The organism is Streptococcus oralis (assembly GCF_023109005.1).
Taxonomy (GTDB): domain Bacteria; phylum Bacillota; class Bacilli; order Lactobacillales; family Streptococcaceae; genus Streptococcus; species Streptococcus oralis_BU.
On record NZ_JALDTU010000003.1, the window covers coordinates 102144 to 127197 of the forward strand.

Sequence of the window (25054 nt, forward strand, 5' to 3'; positions counted from 1 at the left end):
GATGATTAGTTCCATTAGTGCTGGAATTCTGGCCTTTCTATTGACCTTGATAGGTATTCCAGCCTTTATCCGATTTTATCGAAAAGCACAGATTACGGGTCAGCAGATGCATGAGGATGTCAAGCAACACCAAGCTAAAGCTGGGACTCCAACCATGGGAGGTCTTGTCTTCCTGATTGTTGCAGTAGTTGTGAGCTTTCTGGCTGCTCTCTTTACCCAACAATTGACCAACAATGTCGGCATGATTTTGTTTATCTTGGTTTTGTATGGTTTGGTAGGTTTTTTGGATGATTTCCTCAAGGTCTTTCGTAAGATTAACGAAGGCTTAAATCCCAAGCAAAAACTTGCTCTCCAGCTCCTTGGAGGAGTGATTTTCTACCTCTTTTATGAGCGTGGTGGCGACATGCTTTCGGTCTTTGGCTACCAAGTTCATCTAGGCATTTTCTATATTTTCTTTGCCCTTTTCTGGCTAGTTGGCTTTTCAAACGCAGTAAACTTGACAGACGGGATTGACGGCTTAGCAAGTATTTCCGTGGTGATTAGCTTATCGGCCTACGGTGTGATTGCTTATATGCAAAATCAACTGGATATCCTTCTTGTGATTCTTGCCATGATTGGTGGTTTGCTAGGTTTCTTCGTCTTTAACCACAAGCCTGCCAAGGTCTTTATGGGAGATGTGGGAAGTTTGGCTCTAGGTGGGATGCTGGCAGCAATCTCTATGGCCCTCCATCAAGAATGGACGCTTTTGCTGATTGGGATTATCTATGTTTTTGAGACAAGTTCTGTTATGATGCAGGTTACCTACTTCAAACTTAGTGGTGGAAAGCGTATTTTCCGTATGACACCTGTCCATCATCATTTTGAGCTTGGAGGATTCTCAGGCAAGGGCAATCCTTGGAGTGAGTGGAAGGTTGATTTCTTCTTTTGGGGAGTTGGGCTTCTAGCAAGTCTCTTGACCTTAACCTTTTTATACCTGCTGTAAACATAACTTTTGATGACAAAATAAAACAGGATGAAGGTGATCTTCATCCTGTTTTTGTGTGTTTAAAGGTTAGTTGGAGTCATCCTTTCTTCCTTTTAACATAAAAGTGGCTGTAAGGGCTAGGCTGAGTCCTGCTAAGAAGAGGAGTGGGTTGGACGCTTCTCCTGTTGCTGGAAGTTGTTCTTTAGGAGAATGATTTCCAGCTTTAGCAAGGCTAGGACTAGTTGAAGGTTGTTCAGCCTCGTGTGCCAAGGTTTCTGCATCTGAAGTACTTGGTTTTTCATCTGTACTAGGGGCTGTTCCAGCAGCTTGATAGACGACAGCATAGGTACTGAAATGACTAGTGATGAATTCTGCCTTTCCTTCTCGAACGTCGAAATCAAGGGCTTGCAACTCCTTGGTCGGAGTAATATAATAGACCTTTTCTACGCTAGCTGAAATAGGCAAGCGAACCAAGACAGAGCTTTTTGGCTGCAAACTATGATCTGTTGGATTTTTCAGTTGTAGGTCGTAAGCATCATAGGTCTTGCTAAAGAGTTCTTGAGCTAGGACACGTCGGCTAGAGATGTGAGAAATTCCTTCTAGGTCACTGACTCCACCAATAATTTCTACTCCAGTTTCCTTATCTTTTAAGACTCGAACTGGATAATCAGGAAGGCTAAGGGTTGGAGCAGCCTGATCCCCACTAGTTCCGATAGGCTCGGTGTACTCAGGTTTTTCAACAGTAGGAGCTTCCTCTTGCCCTGCCGTTCCGATCGGCTCAGTGTATTCAGGAATTGTCACTGTAGGTGGTTCCTCTTGCCCTGCCGTTCCGATAGGTTCGGTGTATTCAGGCTTTTCTACAGTAGGAGACTCTTCTTGCCCCGCCGTTCCGATAGGTTCGGTGTATTCAGGCTTTTCTACAGTGGGTGGCACTTCTTGCCCTGCAGTCCCGATAGGTTTAGTGTATTCCGGAATTTCAACAGTAGGAGCTGGTTCGTCTCCCTTACTTGTAGTTGGCTGGCTCTCGTCAACCTTCTTCTTATCTTTTTTAGTAAAGACAGCTACGACCGGGCTACTTGTGGTAGTTCCTTGAATGGCATAAGCTTCAATCGCTTTTCCAGTTTGTCGATCAGTAGCCTCAGGGATTGGCATTTGAACTTGATTGTCTTGGATTGATAGCACGGTCTGATCCCCACTTGTAACCAGATGCGTTTCGTCCACTTTGCGCAATACTAGAGGATCTTTGACACCTGGGAAAGTTACAGCGATGGCTTCCCAGTCTCCAGATGGTAGGGTTAAGGAAATTTCTTTGTCATTTTCCTTAAGAGGTGCGATACTTGGACTATCTATACCAATAGCAGGGGCTTTGATGATATCAAAGGAATCTAGAGAGATTTTCTTGCGACCTTCTGGCGAATCTGAGTCAACTTGTAATGTCAAGGTGTGCGGACCGTCAGTAAGGTTTGTAAATTCGCCAATAAAAGCTCTCTTTTCAGTTGCACCTGAAGTGTAGAAGTCTAGACTTGGCATTTCTTTGCCATCTAGTGTAACACGTGCTCGTCCAAGGGCAAGGCTCTTCAAGCCATAAATACGAATGCCCGTCCCTGTAAAGGAAATAGTTGCCTGAGCTTCTGAAGCCGCACTAGAGTCGCTGTTGTTAATATCAGCGTATTTTTCTGTACCACCGTAGAGTTCAGGGTCAGACCAGTCCTTAAACTGGGCACCATACTGGATGCGCGGGTCGCGATCATCCATCTTTTCAATCGTGTTGCCTGTTCCTGCTAGGACCTTGAAGTAGTCTAATGAAATTTTCGAGCGTTCACTTCCTCGTCCTTTGTGTTCACGTTTAACACTAAGAGTCAATGTGTGAGGTCCGTCTGACAATCCTGTAAAGCGACCGATGAGGCTGCCTTTTTCAGTTGCCCCAGCAGTATGGAAATCAAGTTCGCCAACTTCTTTGCCATCAATTTTAGCAGTAGCAAGACCTAGTTCGGACGATTTTAGTCCATAGATTTCGATACCAACGCCAGTGAAAGGAATGGTGGCAGTGATGTCTTCGTCTGTGTAGTCTCCTTTTGAAAGGTCAGCAAATTTCTCTGTTCCTCCAAATAATTCTGCGTCTGCCCAGTTTCCAAAGGCAGCTCCGTACTGGATACGACTATCTCGGTCGTCCATCAACTCGCTATAGGTTTCGACAGTGGCCTGTTCAGACACTTGTGTGGCAAGCTCGCCCAGCATAGCCTTGACAGTATAGGTGTAGGCGAGTTGAGGATTTAGTGATCGGTCGATAAAGTTAGTTTGATTGGTTACAAATTCTCTAGTTGCAGAAGTTTGGCCAGATGCGTCTTTCACTTGTCTTTGGATGACATAGTGGGTAGCGCCTTCTACTTGGTTAAAGGTAAGTTCGGCAGTGACTCTATTTTGTCGAACGGCTGTCAGACTGGTTATGCGACCAGGGAAGTGTTCAAAGGTAATGACGTCACCTTTTTGTGTTGCAAGCTGGATACGATTATCTTTAAGGATCGTTGCCTTGACTGCTTTGCCATTGACCTTGATTTGGCTGGCTTCGATATTTGGATAGTCTACAATTAGGTCTCCACCGACATTTGAAAGGAAGGACAAGCTTTGCAGGTTTTTATCTTTCCACTTCATGCTGACTTCAAAGTTACCACGGGCAATCAAGCCAGAAACCTGACCGTCTTTCCAAGCATCTGGAAGGGCTGGCAATGGAGCAATATAACCAGTATGAGATTGGAGGAGCATTTCTGCCATCCCACTGGTTGCTCCGAAGTTGCCATCGATTTGGAAAGGCGCGTGCGTATCCCAAAGATTTTCTAGAGTTGAGTACTTGAGCTGTTCAGCGAGCAAGCGATGGGCACGGTTACCATCTAGCAGACGAGCCCAGAGGTTGATTTTATTGGCCTTAGACCAACCTGTACCACCATCTCCACGGTGGTTGAGGGTAGCACGCGCAGCTTCTAGGTATTCAGCTTGGTCCTTGCTAAAGAGCGTACCTGGGAAGAGACCAACTAGATGGGAAACGTGGCGGTGGTGATTTTCAATCCCTTCATTGGTGAATTGGGGACTGTCCTCCTCGTACCATTCCTTGATGCGTCCCTCTTTGTTGATGTGAAGTGGTTTTAGTTTGTCAAATTTAGCCTTGACCTCTGTGACTAAGTCTTGGTCGACATTCAGATGGTTGGCGACTTCCATGTAGTCGTGGAATAACTGCCAGACTAGCGATTGGTCAAAGGTATTTCCGATGGTGATGGTCCCGTGTTCTGGCGAGTAGGATGGGGAAGACACCCAACGGTCGCTTTCTTTGTCGTAGTGCAAGAAGGAGTTCCAGAACTTAGCTGTTTCCTTCAACATTGGATAAATCTTTTCTTTGAGATAGGTTTCATCCTTGGTGAACTTGTAGTAATCATAGACGTTTTGCATCATCCAAGCGTTAGCAGCTGGAGACCAACCCCAATAGTAATTCCAGCCTGGAGTAGTCCAGCCAAATGGTGTCGCCTGGGTGTGGACCAGCCAACCATTTTCTTGACCGTCTTTGGATTCGATGCCAGCGTATTCCTTGGCAGCGATACGGCCATAATAGCGCATGTCATCAATGTAATTGATCATTGGCTTGGCTGTTTCAGCAAGGTTGCTCATGTAGGCTGGCCAATAGTTCATTTGCAAATTGACATTGAGGTGGTAGTCAGCGTTCCAAGGTGGATTGTCTACGGCATTCCAGACTCCTTGGAGGTTTGCAGGAAGGGCATCTGTCCGATCACGAGAAGAACTGATGAGTAAATAACGTCCGTATTGGAAGAAGAGTTCTTCCAATTTTTGCCCTTTTTCTGGGTTATAGCCTTGAAGAGCCTCTTTTGTCGTTTGAGCAGTCTTGTTTCCACCTAGGTTTAGTTTAACGCGGTTAAAGAGACTTTGATAGTCCTTGATATGGGCCTTTTTAAGTGTTTCGTAGTCTTTGGCCTTAGCTGCTTCGACAATCCCTTTAACTATTTTTTCGAGGTCAATGTCTTTTCGATAGTTGGTTTTTGGATTCTGAGCAAAGTTAGTCTTGGCACTGAGATAGAGGGTTGCATAACTTGCGCCTGTAACGGTCAGAGTTTCGTCCTGAACAGTCACCTTTCCGTCCGTTTTAATTCCTAGATAGGATGCAAATTTGAGGCCGTTATCTTTGACAGTTCCCTTTAGAAGGATTCCGTTTGCATCTGTAGTGACATGACCATTCTTATAGTTAGAATATTCCCAAGAGTAGTTGCCATTAGCAAGCAAGTCTTCTGTCAAGCTGTTCCAAAGGGTAAAGTCAAGTGTCTTGTTTCCTTTTTTGGTCAAGTGGGTCACGGTGACATCATCAGGATAGCTGGAGAAGGTTTCACGCTTGAAGGTTGTCCCATCTTGGGTGTAAGAAGTGGTTGTAGTGGCTTCTGTGATGTCTAGATTACGATGATAATCAGTTACAGTATCTAACCCTTTCTTCTGGTTATTAAAGACCATGAAGATATCTCCAAAGGCTAGGTAACGTCCATACTGGGCGTTGTTTGGTCCGACTAGATTTTGTTCAGCTAGCTGTTTTGCTTTTTGGCGGTCACCAGCTTCGAGGGCTTTACGTATCTCTGCTAAGACCTTGTAGCGATCCTTGTAGTTTCCTCCGTTATAGTCGGTGCTATCGGGTTGTGGTCCTCCTGACCAGAGGGTCTTTTCGTTGTACTGGATTCTCTCTTCCCCAATGAGTCCGAAAACCTTGGCTCCCATTTCTCCATTTCCGACAGGAAGAGCTTGCTTTTCCCATCCGTCATAGGAGGGAGCTGTTGGTTGATTGTAGTTGAGTTGATAGTTTTCTTGTTTTGTCACCGGCTGATCTGCTTTTTCAGGTTCCTTATTTTCTTTAGCTTCTACAATGGCTTCTTCACTAGCTTGACTATTTGTCGTCTGAGTCTCGTTAGCTGGCTTGCTTTCGGAAACTAATGGACTCTCGGCTAGAGACGGATGTGTAATTTCAGTCGCTTCAGCTGCTTTGGGTTCACTATCAGGCTTAGTGCTAGCTTCGACAGAGGTTGGTTCAGTTTGCTTGACCTCAACACTGTCTGCGGCTACAGTGTGGTTGACTAGAAAAACGGCCCCCAGTAAAACAGAAGCAGTCCCAACCGTCAGCTTGCGGATGCTATAGCGACAGGATTTCTCCCAAAAGTGTTTTTTCATAAAACCCTCCTTTGTTTGTTCGAAACCGCTTACATTTTATAAAGCAGTTTCGTTTATTTTGTTTCTATTTATCTCCTTACCTCCCATTCTAATGGTCGCTTAGCATTTGTCAAGAGGTTTTTGGTGAAAAACATATTTGAGATTGCTTTTTCTTAAAAAAGTAGAAGAAAGAGAGGAAAGGGTGGAATTATTCGTAATTTCATAATTCATTCTGATTGTAAGACTAACTTAGAATTAGCTTAACCCCCTCCCTGAAAGCGTAAAACAAACTAGTCAGGAAAGTCACTTTATGGTATAATATAAAAGACTTAAAAAGAAACAGGAGAAAAAGAATGGATTTACTTTTAGCAATTATCTTGATTGTGCTAGCTTTTCTAGGAGGAGTTCTTGGAGGGATGTACTTGGTTCGTAAGCAAATCGAAAAAGAATTTGCGGATAACCCACGTTTGAACGCTGAGGCAGTTCGTGCTCTCTTGAGTGCAAATGGTCAAAAACCAAGCGAAGCCAAGGTACAACAAGTTTACCACCAAATCATCCGCCAACAAAAAGCAGCCCTTGCTAACAATAAAAAGAAATAAATAGGAAAAGTCTGGGATGAAAGTTCCAGACTTCTCACTATGTTCAATAGTTCTCAAGGATAAGACTTTTTCCTTGCATTCTATTGATATTTGATTATGATTAAGAGAGAGGCAGTTGACATTCTATCAAGCTGTCGGTCAGTTCGTTCAGGATAAGGAATCATGATGAACTATCAATCAGAAAAAGAAGACTAGAAAGAAGACCGTATGGATAATCGACCAATTGGTTTTTTGGATTCGGGTGTCGGGGGCTTGACCGTTGTTCGTGAGCTCATGCGCCAGCTTCCCCATGAAGAAATCGTCTATATTGGAGATTCAGCACGGGCGCCCTATGGTCCCCGTCCTGCTGAGCAAATTCGTGAATATACTTGGCAGTTGGTCAACTTTCTCTTGACCAAGGATGTCAAAATGATTGTCATTGCTTGTAATACTGCGACTGCGGTCGTTTGGGAAGAAATCAAGGCCCAACTTGATATTCCTGTCCTAGGCGTGATTTTGCCAGGAGCTTCGGCAGCTATTAAGTCCAGTCAAGGCGGGAAAATCGGGGTAATTGGAACCCCCATGACGGTCCAATCAGACATTTACCGTCAAAAAATCCATGATCTGGATCCGGACTTACAGGTAGAGAGTTTGGCCTGTCCCAAGTTTGCCCCCTTGGTGGAGTCTGGTGCCCTGTCAACCAGTGTCACCAAGAAAGTGGTCTATGAAACCCTGCGTCCCTTGGTTGGAAAGGTGGATAGCCTGATTTTGGGTTGTACCCATTATCCACTCCTTCGCCCTATTATCCAAAATGTCATGGGACCAAAGGTTCAGCTCATCGATAGTGGGGCAGAGTGTGTACGGGATATCTCGGTTTTGCTTAACTATTTTGAAATCAATCGTAGCCGAGATGCGGGACCTCTTCAACATCGTTTTTACACAACCGCCAATAGCCAAAGTTTTGCCCAAATTGGGGAAGAATGGCTGGAAAAAGAGATTCATGTGGAGCATGTAACTTTATGACAAACAAAATTTACGAATACAAGGATGACCAGGACTGGTATGTCGGTGTCTGGGATGTCTATGGAGGCATCTATAGCCTTATCAAAGATCCTCTCGAGCTTGATTTCATGGATTTAGCGCGGATTTTTCGTGACGAAGAAAATGGCTTTCCGATTACGATAACGGTGATGCGCTGGTCTTCTAACTTTCGTCTGCTCTCCTTTATCGTTGAGATTTTAAATGCCGAAGCAAGTCGCAATCTAGAAGTCATCCAACGTCAGGGGGCTATGCTCTTGGTTGAAAATGGAAAGCTTTTGCATGTCGAATTGCCTAAAGAAGGAGTCGATGTAGAAGACTTCTTTGAGACTAACAAGGTCAGAGAAACTTTATTGATTGCGACTCGTAACGAAGGCAAGACCAAGGAATTCCGAGCTATCTTTGACAAGTTAGGTTACGACGTGGAAAATCTCAATGACTATCCAGATCTACCTGAAGTAGCTGAAACAGGCATGACTTTTGAAGAAAATGCTCGCCTCAAGGCAGAAACCATTTCCCAATTAACAGGCAAGATGGTGCTAGCAGATGACTCAGGTCTCAAAGTCGATGTCCTTGGTGGCTTGCCAGGTGTTTGGTCAGCCCGTTTTGCAGGAGTGGGAGCGACTGATCGTGAAAACAACGCCAAACTCTTGCACGAATTGGCCATGGTCTTTGACCTCAAGGACCGCTCAGCTCAATTTCACACAACCTTGGTCGTTGCTAGCCCAGGTAAGGAAAGCTTGGTTGTCGAAGCTGACTGGCCAGGTTATATCAACTTTGAACCCAAGGGTGAAAATGGCTTTGGCTATGATCCCCTTTTCCTTGTGGGAGAGACAGGTAAGTCAGCAGCTGAATTGACTCTTGAAGAAAAAAATAGCCAATCCCACCGTGCCTTAGCCGTTAAGAAACTTTTGGAGGTATTTCCATCATGGCAAAGCAAACCATCATTGTAATGAGTGACTCTCATGGCGATAGCTTGATTGTCGAAGAAATTCGTGACCGCTATCTAGGCAAAGTTGATGCCATTTTTCACGATGGTGACTCAGAACTCCGTCCAGACTCTCCGCTTTGGGAAGGCATCCATGTCGTCAAAGGAAATATGGACTTTTATGCTGGCTACCCAGAACGTTTGGTAACTCAACTTGGTCCGACCAAGATCATCCAGACGCATGGACACTTGTTTGATATCAATTTCAACTTTCAAAAGTTGGACTACTGGGCTCAGGAAGAAGATGCCGATATCTGTCTCTATGGTCACTTGCATGTGCCAAATGCTTGGATGGAAGGCAAAACACTCTTTTTAAATCCAGGCTCCATCAGCCAACCAAGAGGAACCATCAGAGAATGCCTCTATGCCCGTGTAGAGATTGATGACAGCTATTTCAAAGTAGACTTTTTGACACGTAATCATGAGGTTTACCCAGGCTTGTCCAGGGAGTTTGCTCGATGATTGCCAAAGAATTTGAAGCATTTTTACTGGAGCAGGAAGAGACTTTTCTTACCCCTGCTGAGAATCTAGCAGCCTTGATTGATACCCATAACGCTGATCATGCGATTTTAGTGTTGAGCCAAATCACCTATACCCGTATCCCTGTTGTGACCTTTGACAAACGCTTCGTTGGAACCATTGGTCTGAGAGACATTTTGGCTTATCAAATGGAGCAAGGTTTGACGGATGAGCAGATGGCAACGACAGACATCGTCAATATGACCAAGACGGATGTGGCAGTTGTCGCTCCAGACTATAACATCACAGAAGTCCTCCATAAACTGGTGGATGAACCCTTCTTGCCAGTGGTAGATGATGAAGGAATTTTCCAAGGAATCATCACGCGCAAGTCCATCCTCAAGGCTGTCAATGCCCTTTTGCATGACTTTAGTAAGGAATATGAGATTCGATGCAAATGAGAGAGAGGATTTCAGCCTTTTTAGAGGAAAAACAGGGCTTGTCTGCCAATTCCAAGCAGTCCTATAAGTATGATCTGGAGCAATTTTTAGACATTGTGGGTGAGCGGATCTCTGAGACCAGTCTTAAGATTTACCAAGGCCAGCTAGCCAATCTAAAAATCAGCGCCCAGAAGCGAAAACTTTCGGCCTGTAACCAATTTCTCTACTTTCTCTATCAAAAAGGTGAAGTGGACAGTTTTTACCGTCTGGAATTAGCCAAACAAGCTGAAAAGAAGACTGAAAAGCCAGAGATTCTAAATTTAGACTCTTTTTGGCAGGAAAGTAATTATCCAGAAGGACGCTTGCTGGCGCTCTTAATCCTAGAAATGGGACTCTTGCCTAGCGAGATTTTAGCTCTCAAGATTGCGGATATCAATCTTGATTTTCAGGTTTTGAGAATCAACAAGACTTCCCAACAGAGGATTGTTACCATTCCCACGACCTTGATTCCAGAGCTGGAATCCTTGATGGGCCAGACCTATCTCTTTGAAAGGGGAGGGAAAGCCTATTCTCGTCAGTGGGCCTTTCGTCAGCTAGAGTCCTTTGTCAAGGAGAAAGGTTTCCCAACCTTATCCGCTCAAGCCTTGCGGGAACAGTTCATTCTAAGACAGATAGAAAACAAGGTCGATTTGTACGAAATTGCAAAAAAATTAGGATTAAAAACAGTCCTGACCTTAGAAAAATATAGATAATGGATATTAAATTAAAAGATTTTGAAGGGCCGCTGGACTTACTCTTGCACCTGGTTTCTAAGTACCAGATGGATATTTACGATGTGCCCATTACGGAAGTTATCGAACAGTACCTAGCCTATGTCTCAACTCTGCAGGCCATGCGTCTGGAAGTGACTGGTGAGTACATGGTCATGGCTAGTCAGTTGATGCTGATCAAGAGTCGCAAGCTCTTGCCAAAGGTAGCAGAAGTGACAGACTTAGAGGATGACCTGGAGCAGGACCTTCTCTCCCAAATCGAAGAATACCGCAAGTTCAAGCTCTTGGGTGAGCACTTGGAGGCTAAGCACAAAGATCGGGCCCAGTACTATTCCAAAGCGCCGACAGAGTTGATTTACGAAGATGCGGAGCTTGTACATGACAGGACGACCATTGACCTCTTTTTGGCTTTTTCAAATATTCTAGCCAAGAAAAAAGAGGAATTCGCTCAGAATCATACAACTATCCTGCGGGATGAGTATAAGATTGAGGACATGATGGTCATCGTAAAAGAGTCCTTGTCTGGACGAGACCAGTTGCGTTTGCAGGATTTGTTCAAGGAAGCCCAGAATGTCCAAGAGGTTATCACCCTCTTTTTGGCAACCCTAGAGTTAATCAAAACCCAGGAACTGATCCTCGTGCAAGAGGAGAGTTTCGGAGATATCTATCTTATGGAAAAGAAGGAAGAAAATCAAGAGGCACAAAGCTAGACTTGATAGAGAGGAAAGATGAGTACTTTAGCAGAAATAGAAGCGCTCTTATTTGTAGCAGGTGAAGATGGGATTCGAGTTCGCCAGTTGGCTGAACTCCTCTCGCTTCCACCGACAGGCATCCAACAGAGTTTAGAAAAATTAGCCCAGAAGTATGAAAAAGACCAAGATTCGAGCTTGTCTCTGATTGAGACAGGGGGAGCATACAGATTGGTGACCAAGCCTCAATTTGCAGCGATTTTGAAGGAATATTCCAAAGCTCCCATTAACCAGAGTTTATCTCGGGCTGCCCTTGAGACCTTGTCCATCATTGCCTATAAGCAGCCGATTACGCGGATAGAAATTGATGCTATCCGTGGGGTCAACTCGAGTGGGGCCTTGGCAAAGTTGCAGGCCTTTGACTTGATACGAGAAGACGGGAAAAAAGAAGTGTTGGGTCGCCCCAACCTCTATGTGACTACGGATTATTTCCTAGATTACATGGGGATTAACCATTTAGATGAATTACCAGTGATTGATGAGCTTGAGATTCAAGCCCAAGAAAGCCAATTATTTGGTGAAAGGATAGAAGAAGATGAGAATCAATAAATATATTGCCCACGCAGGTGTGGCCAGTAGGAGAAAAGCAGAAGAGTTGATTAAGCAAGGCTTGGTGACTGTCAACGGCCAAGTGGTGCGTGAACTCGCAACGACCATCAAGGCTGGTGACAAGGTCGAAGTTGAAGGTCAGCCGATCTACAATGAAGAAAAGGTTTATTATCTGCTTAACAAACCACGCGGTGTGATTTCCAGTGTGACAGACGACAAGGGTCGCAAGACTGTTGTTGACCTCTTGCCCAATGTCAAAGAGCGCATCTACCCAGTTGGACGTTTGGACTGGGATACATCAGGTGTCTTGATTTTGACCAATGATGGTGATTTCACGGATGAAATGATTCACCCCCGTAATGAGATTGACAAGGTCTATGTCGCGCGTGTTAAAGGTGTGGCCAATAAGGACAATCTCCGCCCCTTGACCCGTGGCCTTGAGATTGATGGCAAGAAAACCAAGCCAGCTGTCTATGAGATTCTCAAAGTGGATCCAGTTAAAAATCGCTCTGTGGTACAGTTGACCATCCATGAGGGACGCAATCACCAGGTTAAAAAGATGTTTGAAGCCATTGGTCTTCAAGTGGATAAGTTGTCTCGGACACGTTTTGGGCACCTAGACTTGACAGGCCTTCGTCCGGGTGAAGCCCGTCGTCTTAATAAAAAAGAAATCAGCCAACTACACACCATGGCTGTAACCAAGAAATAATGAAACGAATTTTAATAGCGCCAGTACGCTTTTACCAACGTTTTATCTCACCAGCCTTTCCCCCCTCTTGTCGCTTTGAGCCGACTTGTTCCAACTATATGATTCAGGCTATTGAAAAACATGGCTTCAAGGGTGTTCTGATGGGCTTGGCTCGGATTTTACGTTGCCACCCCTGGTCGAAAACAGGTAAGGATCCCGTACCAGATCACTTTTCCCTCAAACGAAATCAAGAAAAAAAGTAACCCAACATCACCTGATGTTGGGTTTTCTTGCTTATTTCAAAGCTTTTTGAGCGTCTTCGATCATGAGTTTAGTTGATTCAAGTCCGCCTCCGCTTAGGTACCAGAGGTCTGGTGTTAGTTGGATGATTTTACCATTTTTAGCGGCAGGGGTTTCAGCGATGAGGGCATTTTCTAGGACGCCATCGTTGCTAGAGTTGTCCCCACCAATGGCAAGGGTACGGTTGATGACAAAGAGGATGTCAGGATTGATTTCTTTCACACTTTCAAAGCTGACTTCTTGTCCGTGTCGAGAGTCTTCAAATTGAGTATCAGTTGGCTTGAATTTCAAGGTTTGATACAAGAAAGAGAAACGAGATTGGGCACCAAAGGCAGCCATTTTTCCTTCATTGAGGAGGATAGCAAGGGCTTTTTTGTCAGAACTTTCGTTTTTAGTAGCGACTTCTTGGATGCTCTTGTCCAGGTTAGCCAATTCTTCTTTGGCTTTCTGTGTACCTGTTTCGCCAAAGGCGCTTGCTAAGGATTCGATGTTGGCCTTGGTAGAAGTCCAGTAGTCGTCCTTACTTGCTTGGAAGAGAACAGTTGGAGCAATTTCTTTGAACTTGTCTACGAATTTTTGGGTACGTGGAGAAGCGATAATTAAATCTGGTTCAAGAGCAGCAATGGCTTCTAGGTCTGGCTCAACCATAGAACCAACATTTTTGACATTTCCTGCAAGATCTTTTAGGTAAGTCGGAACAGTTTTTGTAGGCATTCCGACGATATTCTTTTCAAATCCTAAAGCACGAATAGTATCCGCAGCACCGAGGTCAAAGGTCACAATCTTTTCAGGAACCTTTGAAAGTTTGACCTCGTCTAGTGAACTTTTAATGCTTATCTCTGTTGGAGCAGAGCTACTTGTCTCTGTCTGGCTAGTGCTTGAGTTTGTATTTGTACTACATGCACCAAGTAGGAGCAAGAAGCTGGCCACTAGGGCAGTAAGATAAAGTTTAAGGGATGTTTTCATGATTTCTCCTTTTTAAAATGTGATAACGATGTAGGGAGTCTCTTGAATAGGCTTGTTAGCTAAGAGACATAGGGTTTTCTAACTCGAGTTTCTATGTTACTAGCTATAGATACAGATCTTTTTGCCATTGATATCAGCCAGCGTGATGGGAATCTCATAGAGTTGACTGAGCAGGTCAGCCTGCATGATTTGAGCAGTCGTTCCCTTGCAAAAGACTTGACCGTCCTTGAAGGCAACAATTTCATCCGCATACTGGCTAGCCATGTTGATATCGTGGAGGACGATGATAATGGTTTTGCCAAGTTCCTCCACCAGTCGCCGAAGAATCTGCATCATGCTGACACTTTGCTTGATATCGAGGTTGTTGAGCGGTTCGTCTAGCAAGATAAAGTCTGTATCCTGGGCCAGTACCATGGCGATAAAGACACGTTGGAGCTGCCCACCAGACAGACTATCGATGTAGCGGTCTTTTAAGCTGGTCAGTTCCAGATAGTCTAGAGTTTCTCGGATTTTTTCCCAGTCTTCTGCCTTCAGTCGACCACGGCTGTAGGGAAAACGTCCAAAACTGACTAATTCTTCAACGGTTAATTTGGCTTGGTAATTGATTTTCTGCTTTAGGATGGTAAGCTCTCGAGCCAGTTCTTGCGAATTCCAGCTCTCGATTTCACGGCCTTTGATACTGAGAATTCCCCGATCCTTCTTGGTCAGTCTGCTCATGATGGAGAGGAGAGTTGATTTTCCAGCACCATTTGGGCCAATGAAGGCTGTCAGTTTCTGAGGACTGACTTCAAGGGAAATGTCTTGCAAAATATCCTGTTTTTGAATGGATTTGTCAATGTTTTCCAGTTTCACTGACGGGCCCTCCTGTAGAGTAAGATAAAGAATAAGAAACCCCCCACACTCTCGATGATCATGCTGATGCGAATTTCCAGCGCAAAGACTCGTTCGATGAGGGCTTGCCCCAAGGTCAAACTAATAAATCCAATCAGAATGGCTACGATAAAGAGCAACTTGTGCCGATAATCTTTGACAATCAGGTAAGTAAGATTGGCTAGCATAAAGCCGAAGAAGGCCATGGGCCCTACCAAGGCAGTGGCTGTTGAGGTCAAGAGCACGATGCCCCAGAGGAGTTCTCTCTGTTCTTTTTCAACATCGAGCCCCAGTATCTGAGCCGTTTCTCTTTGCAGGTGCAAGACATCTAGAACGACTGCTTTTCGAAAGAAAAAGATTGTCAAGGCAAGGATGATCAGAGAACCGATGGCTAGGATGGAAGTGTTGAGATACTGAAAGGAGGCAAAGAGACTGTTCTGCAGTTTATCGTATTCATTTGGATCCATCAGGACTTGGAGGAAGGTACTGATATTTCGAAAGAGACTTCCGAGTGCTAGACAGATTAGCAGAATGAAGACCAGGTCTTGTTTCATCAGTGTCTTCAAGTAGCCTTGTAAGGCAAGAAAGAAGAGGGATTGGACAAGAAGTAAGATTAAAAATTCTAAGATAGGAGACTTTTCAAGCTGTAGAAATTTGCTTTCAAAAACCAGTAGCAGGGTTTGTAGCAAGACATAGAAGGATTCGATTCCCAAAATACTTGGCGTTAGGAAGCGATTTTCCGTCAGGGTTTGAAAACTAATGGTCGAAATCCCTGTCGCGATAGCTACCAAGAGATAAACGACAATCTTTTGAGAACGAAGTTTCCAAGCAAAGACAGATAGGTGACTAATAGGCCAAAAGTAGAGGAGACAAGCTCCGATGGACAGAATAATGAGAAGGCAGAAGAGCTTGGTATGTTTGCTTTTAAACTGCATCTTTTCGTCCCCCTCTCCAAAGAAGTAGGATAAAGACAAGGCTACCGATGATTCCTAGCAAGAGACTGACAGACAGCTCATAGGGCCGAATGAGAACTCGAGAGAGGATATCGCAGGCCAGAACCAGATTGGCTCCGACCAGTGCGACGATGAGTTTGGTTTGACTCAAATTATCTCCATAGCGCTTGCGGACCAGATTGGGAACGATAACCCCGAGAAAAGGCAAGGCACCCACGGTAATCATGGTGACGCTTGTCGTTAATGCAATGAGAAAGAGAGCCAGTTTTTCCAGTAGGGAGTAAGAAATCCCCAAACTTTCACTGGTTTCTTTCCCTAGATTCATGATGGTAAAAGTTTGGGATAATTTCCAAACGGCTATCAGGATGATGAGGCCTAAGAAGAGCCATTCATACTGATGGGTCTGAATCATGGAGAAGGAGCCCTGGGTCCAAGCAGTCATACTCTGAACCAGATTGAAACGATAGGCGATAACTTCTGTGATAGAACCGATAATCCCACTATAGATAATCCCGATCAAGGGCAACATCCACCTTTCCCTTACAGAAAAAATAGTCATAAAGGCCAGGAAGAAGAGAGTAAATAAGATGGATGAGCCAAAAGCAAAGAGCATCTTTTGGCTCAGACTCGCAGACGGAAAGACAAAGAGGCTTAGCACCATTCCCAGTTTGGCGGCTTCAGTCGTTCCAACTGTGCTTGGTGCAGCAAACTGATTTTGAGTGATGGTCTGCATGAGGAGCCCTGCCATGCTCATACTGGAGGCTGCAAGGAGAATGCTGATAGTTCTTGGAAGACGCGACTCTTGAAAGAGAAGCCAAGTCTGTTGGTCAAAAGCAAAGAATTTTTCCCAAGAAAAATCACTGGTTCCAATGGTGATGGAGAGAAAGACTAGGAGTAGAAGTAAGCCTGTTAAAATATGAGAGAGTTTCATACCCCGTCCTTTCGTGTAGATTTGGTACCGAAAGGTACCTGCGGATATAAATGTAACATGATTTCTTTAATCTGTCAATAAATTTTCTGACAATTTAATGTAAAAAGAAAGAAAAATTCCTGAAATAATATCTGCTCCTCTATTTTATAGGATAAACTAGTAAAAACCAATCCAACTTCCCACTATCCTTCTCCTATAAAAAGTGGTAAAATGGAGGACAGAAAGAAGGAACTGATATGACAACATTATTTTCAAAAATCAAAGAAGTAACAGAGCTTGCTGCGATCTCAGGTCATGAAGCACCTGTCCGGACTTATCTTCGTGAGAAGTTGATTCCGCATGTGGATGAAGTAGTGACAGATGGCTTGGGTGGTATTTTTGGTATCAAGCATTCAGAAGTTGCGGATGCGCCACGCGTTTTGGTCGCTTCTCACATGGACGAAGTTGGTTTTATGGTCAGCGAGATTAAGCCAGACGGAACCTTCCGTGTCGTTGAAATCGGTGGTTGGAATCCAATGGTAGTCAGCAGCCAACGTTTCAAACTCTTTACTCGTGACGGTCGTGAAATTCCTGTAATCTCAGGTTCTGTTCCTCCACATTTGACACGTGGAAAGGGCGGACCAACTATGCCTGCTATTTCGGATATTGTCTTTGATGGTGGTTTTGCAGACAAGGCTGAGGCAGAAAGTTTTGGCATCCGTCCTGGTGACACGATTGTCCCTGATAGTAGCGCAATTCTTACAGCCAATGAAAAGAATATCATCTCAAAAGCTTGGGACAACCGCTACGGTGTTCTTATGGTAAGTGAGCTAGCAGAAGCCCTTTCAGGTCAAAAGTTGGGAAATGAGCTCTATCTTGGTTCTAACGTCCAAGAAGAGGTTGGTCTGCGTGGTGCTCATACATCTACAACTAAGTTTGATCCAGAAGTTTTCCTAGCTGTTGACTGTTCACCTGCTGGTGATGTTTATGGTGGCCAAGGCAAGATTGGGGATGGAACCTTGATTCGCTTCTACGATCCAGGTCACTTGCTCCTCCCAGGTATGAAGGATTTCCTTTTGACAACGGCTGAAGAAGCTGGCATCAAGTACCAATACTACTGTGGAAAAGGCGGAACAGACGCTGGAGCAGCTCATCTGAAAAATGGTGGTGTCCCATCTACAACTATCGGTGTCTGCGCTCGTTATATCCATTCTCACCAAACCCTCTACGCTATGGATGACTTCCTAGAAGCTCAAGCTTTCTTGCAAGCCTTGGTGAAAAAATTGAATCGCTCAACGGTTGATTTGATTAAAAATTATTAAACATAAGGGAGGTGGTCAGGATGGCAGAACCAAACCTAGAAAGTCTTATAAAAGATCTCTATAACCATGCCCGTCAGGGCTTGAGTGAAGATTTAGTTGCTGCTCTCCTAGAGACTGCTAAAAAACTACCTACTACAAATGAGCAATTACTAGCAGTCCGACTCTCAGGACTGGTCACCCGTGAATTGCTCACCAATCCCAAACACCCAGCACCTGAGTTGCTCAACTTGGCGCGCTTTATCAAAAGAGAAGAGGCCAAGTACAGAGGCACTGCAGTTTCTGCTATCATGTTTGGTGAACTCTTTAAGATGCTTTGATTACACTGTGAATCAAAGCATTTTTTATGTCAGAAAAGCCATTCTTGATGAGGAGACGAAAAAAGCCATCCCATTCAGGATAGCTTTTTGGTACTTAGATTTGTTCAGCGATGACCTTTTCAGCTAGGTTCATAGCATGGTCAGATACACGAGTGTAATGGGAAATGATGTCAATAAAGTTGACCCCAGCTTGTGTTGAACATTCGCCCTTGTTAAGGCGTTTGATGTGGGTCTTTCTGAGAACGCGTTCCATATTGTTGATTTCTTTATGGCGTTCAATTAGACTTTGAGCTTTCTCAGTGTCGTTGTTTTCCACACTATCAAGGGCATCTTTGATGAACTCAGTGGTAGCGTGATAAATCTCAGCTAGCTCTTTCAAAGCGGCCTCAGAGAACTGAACATTCTTGCGTTGAAGATAGTCTGTTAGGTTGATTAACCCTTCTGCGTGGTCTCCAATCCGTTCCAAATCACGTGATGAGTCAAGAATATTGGTTAAAATTTCACTTTCCTTTTGACTCAAGGATTCGCTTGAAAGGCTAATCAGGTAACGAGTGAGTTTTTCGTCAATTGTGTTAATTGCTTCTTCAGTCTTGTGGCCTTTTTCCGCTAGTTTTTCATCTAGATTGATGATGTAGTCGTAGGAAAGGTCAAAAGCTTTTGCAGCATAGTTCCCCAAGTGAAGAAGTTCTTTTTTGGCATTTCCTAGAGCGATAGAAGGCGCCTGTTTGATGAGTTGTTCATCCAAGTAGAGAGCTTCGTATTTAACAACTTCATCTTCACCAGGAATGAGCTTGGTAACAATGTAAGCCAAGGCGCCGATGAATGGGAACTGGATAATGGTATTTGTAATATTAAAGGTTCCGTGGGCAAAGGCAATGGTCATTTCTGGAGCTAGATTGAGTGCAGATTCAAACCATTGAATCAAGCCAGTGAAAGGTACAAGGAGGACAATACAGATAACCGTACCAATCACGTTAAAGGCAACGTGGGCACCGGCAACACGTTTGGCAGCGATATTGGCTCCAAGAGAAGCAATGATGGCGGTAATGGTCGTTCCGATATTATCACCAAACAAGACCGGTAGGGCACCTTGTAGGTCAATCAAACCACTTGCGTACAGGTTCTGTAAGATACCGATAGTTGCGGATGAAGCCTGAATGAGTAGGGTCAGTCCAGTTCCGACAAAGACACCTAGAATAGGACTCTTACTTAGTTCAACCATGTAGTCTCTAAAGACTTGCAGGTCTTTTAGGGGTTCCATTGCACCGCTCATAAGATTGAGAGCGAAGAAGATACCTCCTACACCAAAGATAATCCGTCCGATGTTATTGATGGAGCGATTCTTGGTGAAGAAGAGACAAACCGCTCCGATAAAGAGCATAGGTAAGGCGTAATCTCCTAGCTTAAAACCGATGATAAAGGATGTAACGGTGGTTCCAATATTGGCACCCATGACAATACCGATAGCCTGACGCAAGGTCAAAAGTCCTGCACTGACAAGTCCCACTGTAATGACTGTAACACCAGAACTTGATTGAATCAGCGCCGTCATACCGATACCAACCAGCACACCGAAGAAGGGATTGCTGGTATATTTGTCAATGTAAAAACGAAGGCGATCTCCAGCAGCTTGTTGCAAACCGTCTCCCATGGTCTTGATACTATATAAAAATAGTCCCAGACCACCTAAAAAGTGAAATAAAATTTCCTGCCAATTAATGGACATTTCTTTTTCCTCCGAAAAATAATAACGGAATTTCTCCTATTCTATTTTAAAGGATAAAAGTAAATCTCACAAGTGTTTAGCTGAAATTTTCATGAGAAACAAGAACTTTCTTTTAAAATGAGAGATAGTTTCCCTTTAAGATAGATGATTTATAGGATTGTGTCCAAATTTTACTGATTATTATCCTAGTTATAGTTTTTGTGTCAAGTATATTGACATCGCTTTCATATAAGATAAAATGAAGATGATCCTGTTCGGGTGGTGCCCACTAAGAACAGTTGCTTTTTATCTAAAAAGTAAAGCGCTTACTTTTTATTATATTAGGAGGAAAAGATGAAAGATCTATTTTTTGAAAAACGTTGCCGTTACAGTATTCGAAAACTGTCAATCGGAGCTTGTTCCTTGATGATTGGTTCAGCTCTATTCGCAAGCCCAGCTCTTGCGGAACAAGTCGCTGTCCCTGAAACAGCCGCAAACACGAGCGCTCAAGCTATAAGTACTAGTGAGACAACAAATCCAGATACTGCAGCTATCGAAAAACAATTAGAGGAAACTGAAAACAAAGTAGCAGAGCAACCAATTTCAGAAAACACTCCAGCAATAGCTGATTTGCTCAATGAAAAAGAAGAGGCAAAGCCAGCTTCGACAGATAAAGCTGACAAACCTGCTCAACCAACTGATAAAGAAGAAGCTAAACCGGAGGAAGCTCCACAAGTAGCTGAGAAGGAAGCGGATAAAAAGACTCTAGCAGACGTTCCTAAAAATGAAGAAAAGAGTCTCCGACCAAAAGAAATCAAATTTGATACTTGGGAAGATTTGTTGAAATGGGAACCGGGTGCGCGTGAGGATGATCCCATCAATCGTTCCTCAGTTGAACTAGCCAAGCGCCATAGAGGTCAGTTGGTTAACGAAAAAGCAAGCAGAAGAGCCAAGGTTCAGGCGCTAGCAAATACCAACTCAAAGGCTAAAGACCACGCTTCTGTTGGTGGAGAAGAATTCAAGGCCTACGCCTTTGATTACTGGCAATATTTGGATTCAATGGTCTTCTGGGAAGGCCTAGTCCCAACTCCAGATGTCATTGATGCCGGGCACCGTAATGGTGTTCCCGTTTATGGAACACTCTTTTTCAACTGGTCAAACAGCATTGCCGACCAAGAGAAATTTGCCGCTGCCTTGAAACAAGACGAAGATGGCACCTTCCCTATCGCACGGAAACTTGTCGATCTTGCTAAGTACTATGGCTTTGATGGCTATTTCATCAACCAGGAAACAACGGGGGAATTGGTAGCACCTCTTGGTGAAAAAATGCGCCAATTCATGCTCTATACAAAAGAATACGCAGCCAAAGTCAACCACCCAATCAAGTATGCTTGGTACGATGCCATGACCTACAAATACGGTCGTTACCACGAAGATGGTCTAGGTGATTACAACTACCAGTTCATGCAAAAAGAAGGAGACAAGGTACCTGCAGATCAATTTTTTGCCAATTTCAACTGGAACAAGGAAAAGAATGACCACTCCGTAGAGATGGCCAAATGGCTAGAGCGTAGTCAGTATGATGTCTTTGCAGGCTTGGAATTGCAACAAGGTGGCTCTTATAAGACCAAAGTCAAATGGGATGCTCTTTTAGATGAAAATGGCAAGTTGCGCTTGTCACTTGGACTTTTTGCACCAGATACGATTACCAGTCTAGGAAAAACAGGTGAAGACTACCACAAGAACGAAGACATCTTCTTTACAGGTTACCAAGGAGATCCAACGGCTCAAAAACCAGCAGATAAAGAGTGGTATGGAATTGCCAATTTAGTTGCTGACCGCACACCAGCAGTTGGCCGAACCTTCACGACCTCCTTTAATACAGGTCATGGTAGAAAATGGTTTGTAGACGGTAAAGTTTCTAAGGATTCTGAGTGGAACTACCGTTCTGTTTCTGGTGTCTTGCCAACATGGCGCTGGTGGCAGACTTCAACGGGGGAAAAACTTCGTGCAGAATATGACTTTACAGATGCCTATAATGGAGGTAACTCTCTTAAATTCTCAGGGGATGTAGCTGGTAAGACGGACCAGGATGTGAATTTGTATTCTACCAAACTAGAAGTAACTGAGAAAACCAAACTTCGTGTTGCCCACAAGGGAGGAAAAGGCTCTAAAGTTTATATGGCCTTCTCTACGACTCCAGACTACAAATTTGAGGATGCAGCCGCATGGAAAGAACTAACTCTCTCTGATGACTGGAAGAATGAAGAATTTGACCTTAGCTCACTAGCTGGAAAAACAATCTATGCAGTCAAACTCTTCTTCGAGCATGAAGGAGCTGTAAAAGATTATCAGTTTAACCTAGGTCAATTAACCATTTCGGACAATCACCAAGCACCACAAGCGCCGACAGGCCTCTCTGTAGTGAAACAATCTCTTAAGAACGCCCAAGAAGCTGAAGCAGTGCTCCAATTTGCGGGTAACCAAGATGCAGATTTCTATGAAGTCTACGAAAAAGATGGAGATAACTGGCGTTTGTTGACAGGATCATCTGCTTCCACTATCTACTTGCCAAAAGTTAGCCGTTCTGCTAATGCGACTGGTAGGACTCAGGAACTGAAAGTCGTTGCAGTTGGTAAAAATGGCCTTCGTTCCGAAGCCGCGACGGCATCCTTTAACTGGGGGATGACAGTTCAGGATACGACTCTTCCAAGACCTTTAGCTGAAAATATCGTTCCAGGTGCAAAGGTCATCGGTAGCACTTTCCCAAATACTGAAGGTGGAGAAGGCATTGAAGGTATGTTGAACGGTACCATTACTAGCTTGTCAGATAAGTGGTCTTCAGCTCAGTTGAGCGGTAGTGTGGATATTCGCTTGACCAAGCCACGTACCGTTGTTAGATGGGTCATGGATCATGCGGGAGCTGGTGGAGAATCCGTAAACGACGGTTTGATGAACACCAAAGACTTTGATCTTTACTACAAGGATACAGACGGTGAGTGGAAACTAGCCAAGGAAGTCCGTGGCAACAAAGCACACGTGACAGATATCACTCTTGACAAACCAATTACTGCCCAAGACTGGCGCCTAAAAGTTATCACTTCAGATAATGGAACGCCTTGGAAAGCCATTCGTATCTACAACTGGAAGATGTATGAAACCTTGGACACAGAAAGTCAAAATATTCCAATGGCCAAGGTAGCTGCTCGTTCACTTGGAAACCACCAAGTTCAACTTGGCTTCTCTGATGTTCCATCGGGTGCAACTATCACCGTTTACGACAAGGCAGATTCACAAACACCGATTGCAACCTTGAAGTCTGAAACTGGAGGCGACTTGGCAACAGCACCATTGGACTTTGACAAGCAACCAACTCTCCTCTACTATCGTACCCAACTACCTGGCAAAGAAATCAGTAACACCTTGGCAGTAGCGATTCCGCAGGATGAGAGAAAAATTGTTGCAGTTAGCCTTGAAAAAGGGCCTAAGAAGACAGTTTACAAAGAGGGAGAAAAACTGGACCTTAGAGGTGGGACTCTCCGTGTTCAATACGAAGGAGGACAAGCCGATGAGCTGATCAACCTTACTCACTCAGGTGTGACAGTATCTGGCTACGACGCTCATCAAAAAGGGGAACAGAAGCTCACAGTTAGCTATCTTGGACTTCCAGTTACTGGTGACTTAAAGGTACAAGTGACAGGTCAAGATGAAGGAAAACCGAAAGAAGTAGCAGGTCTGTACATTACTCAGAAACCAAAAACAGACTATCTAGTAGGAGAGCAACTGGATCTTGCAGAAGGTCGCTTCGGCGTTCTCTATAATGATGAGACAGAAGAAAGTCATGCCTTCACAGATCAAGGTGTTGAAATTACGGGCTACGATGCTCAAAAGACTGGTCGTCAGACCTTGACCTTGCATTACAAGGGGCACACCGCTGAGTTTGATGTCTTGGTTTCTCCAAAAGCAGCTGTCAACGATGAGTACCTCAAACAAGAAATCACTGTTGCCCAAGGTCGTCAGTCAACCCTTGCCTACACCTTCTCAAGTGAGGACAAACAAGCAGCACTAGTAGAGAAGCTCAATGCAGCGAAAACTGTAGCAGAAAACCACAATGCTAGCCAAGAAGAAGTCAACCGAGCTTTGAATGAGTTGAAACAAGCAGGGACAGACTTGGATGGAAATCAACGTTACCAAACTGCTAGAGAAGAATTGGAAGGTTTGCTCGAATCCGTCCGTGAAAAAGATCCTAAAGCTGAGTTAATTGAACAAGTAGAAACTTTATTAGCTTCAGAGATGCCAACTCCACAAGCGTTTGCGGAGATGAAAGAAAAGCTGAACAAGAAACTAGCTCCTACAGAAGAAAGACACCATGTTGGTAGCATGGAACCAAATGAAGTGGCTCCAACGGTTGAAGCTCTCCCTGAACTAGTTGTTGAAACTGAAACAACAGCCTTTGAACGTCAGGAGCGACCAAACTCCGAACTTCTCAAAGGACAACGCCGTGTTGTGCAAGTTGGAGTTGAAGGTCAAGTTCGTCGCTTTGTAGAAGTCGATGGTCGGGGTAAACGCACCCTTCGTTCGACTGAGGTAGTCAAGGAATCAATCTCAGAAATCACCGAAGTTGGTACAAAAGTTCTATCGAGCAACCAACCAGCTGAAGGTGTGAAAGATTTAGTGCTAGAAACTCCGAAACTGGAAATTGAAGAGGGGACAGTTTCCTTCAAACGTCAAGAACGACCAAATGCAGCCCTTCTCAAAGGCCAACGTCAGCTAGTACAAGTAGGAGTTGAAGGCCAAGTTCGTCGCTTTGTAGAAGTTGATGCTCAGGGCAAACGCACCCTTCATTCGACTGAGGTTCTCAAGGAAGCTCTTCCAGAAATTGTTGAAGTAGGAACGAAAGAAGAGCAAGTCTCACAAACGAGGGATCAAGCTCTTTCAGCAGCACCAGCAAAAGTTGAAGAAGTAAGTAAAGAGCTTCCAAATACAGGAGCGACAAGAGATGCTAGTCTAGTAGCGCTGGGACTCCTCGGAGTAATGAGTGGCTACGGCTTGCTTGCTGGAAAGAAGAGAGAAGACTAATCGGATTTACGAATCTTGGATTTTCTCATAAAAACTAAAAAACAAGGTTTGACTATAGATTGGTCAGGCCTTGTTTTAACTAGTTTTTCTTTCATTAATTAGTTATTTGGCAAGGTTTTTGTAGATTTTATTTTAAAAAATGCTAGTTTCAATTATAAGAAAGAACAAGAAAAGTTTAGGGTTTTTCTATCTCTTTTGCTGATTTTGTGATATAATTAA

At 44.1% G+C, this 25054-nt stretch carries 20 protein-coding genes; 14 read left to right on the forward strand and 6 right to left on the reverse strand.

Features of this window, described 5'->3' with window-relative positions; all coding sequences use genetic code 11:
* Position 1: 1 nt before the first annotated feature.
* Complete coding sequence (gene mraY / locus M1F56_RS04410) at positions 2-982, forward strand: phospho-N-acetylmuramoyl-pentapeptide-transferase (protein WP_247916980.1); 981 nt, start codon at positions 2-4, stop codon at positions 980-982.
* 69 nt (positions 983-1051) lie between these two features.
* Here mraY and M1F56_RS04415 read toward each other — a convergent pair whose 3' ends face one another.
* Positions 1052-6175, reverse strand: coding sequence for an SIALI-17 repeat-containing surface protein (locus tag M1F56_RS04415; RefSeq protein ID WP_247916981.1), 5124 nt, complete (start codon positions 6173-6175; stop codon positions 1052-1054).
* 332 nt (positions 6176-6507) lie between these two features.
* On the opposite strand from M1F56_RS04415, the gene M1F56_RS04420 reads away from it, so the two are divergent.
* The 10 genes from M1F56_RS04420 to yidD all read left to right on the forward strand — a co-directional run bounded on the left by M1F56_RS04420 (position 6508) and on the right by yidD (position 12676).
* Positions 6508-6753 carry a YneF family protein gene (locus M1F56_RS04420; RefSeq protein WP_000364982.1) on the forward strand — a complete coding sequence of 82 codons (246 nt, stop codon included), beginning with the start codon at positions 6508-6510 and terminating at the stop codon, positions 6751-6753.
* A gap of 207 nt (positions 6754-6960) precedes the next feature.
* A complete protein-coding gene (gene racE / locus M1F56_RS04425; RefSeq protein WP_000370380.1) occupies positions 6961-7755 on the forward strand; it encodes a glutamate racemase in 795 nt (264 codons plus the stop codon).
* On the forward strand, positions 7752-8723 hold the full coding sequence (locus tag M1F56_RS04430) for a nucleoside-triphosphate diphosphatase (RefSeq protein WP_247916982.1): 972 nt from the start codon (positions 7752-7754) through the stop codon (positions 8721-8723). Before racE ends, M1F56_RS04430 begins: the two co-directional genes overlap by 4 nt.
* Positions 8699-9220, forward strand: a complete 522-nt coding sequence (locus M1F56_RS04435; RefSeq protein ID WP_001118941.1) for a metallophosphoesterase — start codon at positions 8699-8701, stop codon at positions 9218-9220. The genes M1F56_RS04430 and M1F56_RS04435 overlap by 25 nt, the downstream gene beginning before the upstream one ends.
* A complete protein-coding gene (gene cbpB, locus M1F56_RS04440) occupies positions 9217-9678 on the forward strand; it encodes a cyclic-di-AMP-binding protein CbpB (protein ID WP_000560696.1) in 462 nt (153 codons plus the stop codon). Before M1F56_RS04435 ends, cbpB begins: the two co-directional genes overlap by 4 nt.
* Positions 9675-10409, forward strand: a complete 735-nt coding sequence (xerD, locus tag M1F56_RS04445; protein WP_282184681.1) for a site-specific tyrosine recombinase XerD — start codon at positions 9675-9677, stop codon at positions 10407-10409. The genes cbpB and xerD overlap by 4 nt, the downstream gene beginning before the upstream one ends.
* Positions 10409-11137 carry a segregation/condensation protein A gene (locus M1F56_RS04450; RefSeq protein WP_247916984.1) on the forward strand — a complete coding sequence of 243 codons (729 nt, stop codon included), beginning with the start codon at positions 10409-10411 and terminating at the stop codon, positions 11135-11137. Before xerD ends, M1F56_RS04450 begins: the two co-directional genes overlap by 1 nt.
* Positions 11138-11155: 18 nt before the next feature.
* Positions 11156-11725: an SMC-Scp complex subunit ScpB gene (scpB, locus tag M1F56_RS04455; protein WP_247916985.1), complete on the forward strand. Its 570-nt coding sequence runs from the start codon at positions 11156-11158 to the stop codon at positions 11723-11725.
* Positions 11712-12434: a pseudouridine synthase gene (locus M1F56_RS04460; RefSeq protein WP_247916986.1), complete on the forward strand. Its 723-nt coding sequence runs from the start codon at positions 11712-11714 to the stop codon at positions 12432-12434. The genes scpB and M1F56_RS04460 overlap by 14 nt, the downstream gene beginning before the upstream one ends.
* Positions 12434-12676: a membrane protein insertion efficiency factor YidD gene (yidD, locus tag M1F56_RS04465; RefSeq protein ID WP_084921600.1), complete on the forward strand. Its 243-nt coding sequence runs from the start codon at positions 12434-12436 to the stop codon at positions 12674-12676. Before M1F56_RS04460 ends, yidD begins: the two co-directional genes overlap by 1 nt.
* Before the next feature lie 31 nt (positions 12677-12707).
* Here yidD and M1F56_RS04470 read toward each other — a convergent pair whose 3' ends face one another.
* The 4 genes from M1F56_RS04470 to M1F56_RS04485 all read right to left on the reverse strand — a co-directional run bounded on the left by M1F56_RS04470 (position 12708) and on the right by M1F56_RS04485 (position 16433).
* A complete protein-coding gene (locus M1F56_RS04470; protein WP_247916987.1) occupies positions 12708-13679 on the reverse strand; it encodes a siderophore ABC transporter substrate-binding protein in 972 nt (323 codons plus the stop codon).
* Positions 13680-13778: 99 nt separating this feature from the next.
* Positions 13779-14531: an iron ABC transporter ATP-binding protein gene (locus tag M1F56_RS04475; RefSeq protein ID WP_247916988.1), complete on the reverse strand. Its 753-nt coding sequence runs from the start codon at positions 14529-14531 to the stop codon at positions 13779-13781.
* Complete coding sequence (locus tag M1F56_RS04480; RefSeq protein WP_247916989.1) at positions 14528-15484, reverse strand: iron chelate uptake ABC transporter family permease subunit; 957 nt, start codon at positions 15482-15484, stop codon at positions 14528-14530. Before M1F56_RS04480 ends, M1F56_RS04475 begins: the two co-directional genes overlap by 4 nt.
* Positions 15474-16433, reverse strand: coding sequence for an ABC transporter permease (locus M1F56_RS04485; RefSeq protein ID WP_247916990.1), 960 nt, complete (start codon positions 16431-16433; stop codon positions 15474-15476). Before M1F56_RS04485 ends, M1F56_RS04480 begins: the two co-directional genes overlap by 11 nt.
* Before the next feature lie 236 nt (positions 16434-16669).
* Between M1F56_RS04485 and pepA the strand changes: the two genes are divergently transcribed.
* Together pepA and M1F56_RS04495 are read left to right on the forward strand one after the other, a co-directional pair.
* A complete protein-coding gene (pepA, locus tag M1F56_RS04490; RefSeq protein ID WP_247916991.1) occupies positions 16670-17734 on the forward strand; it encodes a glutamyl aminopeptidase in 1065 nt (354 codons plus the stop codon).
* Positions 17735-17754: 20 nt separating this feature from the next.
* Positions 17755-18051 (forward strand): bacteriocin immunity protein, encoded by a 297-nt coding sequence (locus tag M1F56_RS04495; protein ID WP_247916992.1) that lies wholly within the window; start codon positions 17755-17757, stop codon positions 18049-18051.
* Between the two features lie 94 nt (positions 18052-18145).
* Here M1F56_RS04495 and M1F56_RS04500 read toward each other — a convergent pair whose 3' ends face one another.
* A complete protein-coding gene (locus tag M1F56_RS04500; RefSeq protein WP_247916993.1) occupies positions 18146-19777 on the reverse strand; it encodes a Na/Pi cotransporter family protein in 1632 nt (543 codons plus the stop codon).
* Between the two features lie 333 nt (positions 19778-20110).
* Here M1F56_RS04500 and M1F56_RS04505 point away from each other — a divergent pair, with 333 nt between their 5' ends.
* Positions 20111-24835, forward strand: coding sequence for an endo-beta-N-acetylglucosaminidase (locus M1F56_RS04505; RefSeq protein WP_247916994.1), 4725 nt, complete (start codon positions 20111-20113; stop codon positions 24833-24835).
* Positions 24836-25054 lie beyond the last annotated feature (219 nt).

Excerpts from the sequence above, each read along its gene's own strand:
- M1F56_RS04485 (WP_247916990.1), bottom strand. The coding sequence starts at position 16,433 with ATGAAACTCTCTCATATTTTAACAGGCTTACTTCTACTCCTAGTCTTT.
- M1F56_RS04470 (WP_247916987.1), bottom strand. The coding sequence starts at position 13,679 with ATGAAAACATCCCTTAAACTTTATCTTACTGCCCTAGTGGCCAGCTTC.
- M1F56_RS04430 (WP_247916982.1), top strand. The coding sequence starts at position 7,752 with ATGACAAACAAAATTTACGAATACAAGGATGACCAGGACTGGTATGTC.
- cbpB (WP_000560696.1), top strand. The coding sequence starts at position 9,217 with ATGATTGCCAAAGAATTTGAAGCATTTTTACTGGAGCAGGAAGAGACT.
- M1F56_RS04415 (WP_247916981.1), bottom strand. The coding sequence starts at position 6,175 with ATGAAAAAACACTTTTGGGAGAAATCCTGTCGCTATAGCATCCGCAAG.
- scpB (WP_247916985.1), top strand. The coding sequence starts at position 11,156 with ATGAGTACTTTAGCAGAAATAGAAGCGCTCTTATTTGTAGCAGGTGAA.
- M1F56_RS04505 (WP_247916994.1), top strand. The coding sequence starts at position 20,111 with ATGAAAGATCTATTTTTTGAAAAACGTTGCCGTTACAGTATTCGAAAA.
- mraY (WP_247916980.1), top strand. The coding sequence starts at position 2 with ATGATTAGTTCCATTAGTGCTGGAATTCTGGCCTTTCTATTGACCTTG.
- M1F56_RS04450 (WP_247916984.1), top strand. The coding sequence starts at position 10,409 with ATGGATATTAAATTAAAAGATTTTGAAGGGCCGCTGGACTTACTCTTG.
- M1F56_RS04460 (WP_247916986.1), top strand. The coding sequence starts at position 11,712 with ATGAGAATCAATAAATATATTGCCCACGCAGGTGTGGCCAGTAGGAGA.
- yidD (WP_084921600.1), top strand. The coding sequence starts at position 12,434 with ATGAAACGAATTTTAATAGCGCCAGTACGCTTTTACCAACGTTTTATC.
- M1F56_RS04480 (WP_247916989.1), bottom strand. The coding sequence starts at position 15,484 with ATGCAGTTTAAAAGCAAACATACCAAGCTCTTCTGCCTTCTCATTATT.
- M1F56_RS04435 (WP_001118941.1), top strand. The coding sequence starts at position 8,699 with ATGGCAAAGCAAACCATCATTGTAATGAGTGACTCTCATGGCGATAGC.
- pepA (WP_247916991.1), top strand. The coding sequence starts at position 16,670 with ATGACAACATTATTTTCAAAAATCAAAGAAGTAACAGAGCTTGCTGCG.
- racE (WP_000370380.1), top strand. The coding sequence starts at position 6,961 with ATGGATAATCGACCAATTGGTTTTTTGGATTCGGGTGTCGGGGGCTTG.
- xerD (WP_282184681.1), top strand. The coding sequence starts at position 9,675 with ATGAGAGAGAGGATTTCAGCCTTTTTAGAGGAAAAACAGGGCTTGTCT.
- M1F56_RS04420 (WP_000364982.1), top strand. The coding sequence starts at position 6,508 with ATGGATTTACTTTTAGCAATTATCTTGATTGTGCTAGCTTTTCTAGGA.
- M1F56_RS04495 (WP_247916992.1), top strand. The coding sequence starts at position 17,755 with ATGGCAGAACCAAACCTAGAAAGTCTTATAAAAGATCTCTATAACCAT.
- M1F56_RS04500 (WP_247916993.1), bottom strand. The coding sequence starts at position 19,777 with ATGTCCATTAATTGGCAGGAAATTTTATTTCACTTTTTAGGTGGTCTG.